Here is a 2,594-nt window from a genome sequence, read left to right as displayed (position 1 = left end):
CAATAGTAATTTCATTTTCTGAAGCGCCTACGAGATGGAGGTGAGTAGTGAGAATTTCTCTTCTATTGCGTATAGAGCAATAGTAGTTTCATTTTCTGAAGCGCCTATGAGATGGAGGTGAGTAGTGAAATTTCTCTTCTATTGCGTATAGAGCAATAGTAGTTTCATTTTCTGAAGCGCCTACGAGATGGAGGTGAGTAGTGAAATTTCTCTTCTATTGCGTATAGAGCAATAGTAATTTCATTTTCTGAAGCGCCTACAAGATGGAGGTGAGTAGTGGAATTTCTCTTCTATTGCGTATGAAGCAATAATAGTTTCATTTTCTGAAGCACCTACGAGATGGAGGTGAGTAGTGGAATTTCTCTTCTATTGCGTATAGAGAAATAATAGTTTCATTTTCTCAAGCTCCTAGGAGAGGAGGTGGATAGTGAGAATTTTCCGACTATTACCTATCTATAGAGCAATAATAAATTCATTTCCTGAAGCATATGCGAGATGGAGATGAATAATGTACCATTTTAGCTGTGTCAGTTCACTACTAGATTTCCTTCTTCCTTCTTCCTTCTTCCTTCTTCCTTCTTCCTTCTTCCTTCTTCCTTCTTCCTTCTTCCTTCTTCATTATGTCAAATCTTCTTGAACAAGCAAAAATTGCAGCTCAACAACTAAATTGGTCTTTAGTTAATCATTGCTTACAACAATTTATCTCAGAGAGTAAACCAAATAAAACTACTTCAAAATTTCCCAATGACAATGCTGTTCTAGATGAGGTAATTAACTTAGCAATAGAAGTTCTGGAAAATGGAGATTTTCAAGAAAAATGGGATATTGATAAACTGTTTAAGCAAATTGGCAAACCAGCTATTTCTCCATTAATTGAAATTCTTAAAGATTGGGAAATAGACCTAGAGGAGCGTTGGTTTGTGACTAGGATATTGGCAGAGTTTAACAGTGAAGAAGTCCTAGAAGTTATGGGAAATATAATTGTTAGTTCAGAGGCGGAAGATTTACAGGAAATAGCAGCGGAGACTTTAGCAAATTTTGGGGAGTCTGGAATTGAGTTATTAACAGATTTATTGGCAAAACCAGACTCAAGATTATTGGCAACGAAAGCTTTAGCTAAAATTAACTGTATTAGGATAATTCCAGCATTGTTAACTGTGGTTAAAGATGAAAAAGATGAAGTGAGAATTGCAGCGATTTCTGCTTTGACGAATTATTCTGATTCACGGATTCCTATTGTGTTAATTTCTGCTTTAAAAGATACAGTGGCAAAAGTGAGAAAAGCAGCGGTAATTGGTTTAGCTGGTTATGTTAATTTACAGAAAGAATTAGGTTTGGTGAAGTTGCTACAGCCTTTATTATGGGATATAAATTTTGAAGTTTCTCAACAAGCAACGATCGCTCTGGGAAAAATTGGTACTAATTCAGCGGCGACGGCTTTATTTGAACTGTTAAAAACTGCGACGATGCCAATTTTTTTAAAGATAGATGCAGTGCGTGGTTTAGGTTGGATGGAAACTAAGGTATCGTTGGAATATTTGCAAAATTTACTGGGATATAATTTCTTGGTTGAAGACAATGTTCAGGCACAATTTGTGAATGAAATTGTCGTGGCATTGGGTAAGTTGGAGAAACCGGAATTAAAGGCGCAAGCAACAGATATTTTGATTGAGTTTATTGTTAGTGGTAATTCTAGTTTAGAAAGTGTTTATGTGAAAAAATCTCTAGCTTTGGCTCTGGGTTATTTAGGTAATATTGATGCTTTGGATTATCTGATTCAATTATTAGAAGATGAGGATAATAGTGTCAGACTTCATGCTATAGCAGCTATGAAAGAATTAGATTCAGAAAAGGCATATCAAAGACTTATTGATTTGTCTCAGGAAGCAACTTTAAACTCACAGTTAAAAACCGGAATAGAAATAGCTATTGCAGAGATGAATAAGTTTAATAAAATAGGGAATAGGGAATAGGGAATAGGGAATAGGGAATAGGGGGGAACAAAATTGTTGATTATATTCTTGAATTGATGTAATTAAAACTTTTGCAAGAGGTTTAGACTATTTTGATGGATGTTTGTGGAAAATGGTAGGGATGTTGAATACAATGTCTGTAGGTTAGACAGAAGAAGGAAGAAGGCTTTAGTTATTTAGGAAAGAAGGAGTAAATATTGAAAAAAAAGGGAAAAATGATCGAGATAGTATCTGAAATAAATTCTAGCAACTCTTTTTAAGGTTCTCTGAGCAAGATACACCTTTTTGTAGAATTCTTTTTTCAAAGTAGTATTAAGCACCTATACAGAATTATTTATACAAGTGTAAGCATTTCCTTCGGAATGCTGCGCAAACAGCCGTCAGCTATTAGCCATTAGCTTCAGATATGTAGGAAGTTAGATGGGAATATTGAAACACTTAAATTCTTGCTTAAGTAAGGTTTAAAGCAGATATGAAAACTTTAAATATCCATAGTAAATCTGTTTAATGCTTTAACAAAAAAAGCTGATTGCTGAATGCTTACACACAAGTGATGTTTAGATAGTAAGGATTTCAGCTTTGCTCAATTTGTAATTTATTTTGTTTACCTGCTTATATCCT

General features: G+C 34.5%; 1 protein-coding gene. It reads left to right on the top strand.

What is annotated here, in order from left to right; all coding sequences use genetic code 11:
- The first annotated feature begins 620 nt into the window (after positions 1 to 620).
- On the top strand, positions 621 to 1,973 hold the full coding sequence (locus tag AFK68_RS02430) for a HEAT repeat domain-containing protein (protein ID WP_094671349.1): 1,353 nt from the start codon (positions 621 to 623) through the stop codon (positions 1,971 to 1,973).
- Positions 1,974 to 2,594 lie beyond the last annotated feature (621 nt).

Origin of the sequence: Hydrocoleum sp. CS-953 (assembly GCF_002260545.1) — a bacterium.
In the GTDB taxonomy this organism is placed as follows: Bacteria; Cyanobacteriota; Cyanobacteriia; order Cyanobacteriales; family Microcoleaceae; genus Trichodesmium.
The sequence above is the reverse complement of the archived record's forward strand: the minus strand, read 5'-3'. Positions and strand labels throughout refer to the sequence as shown.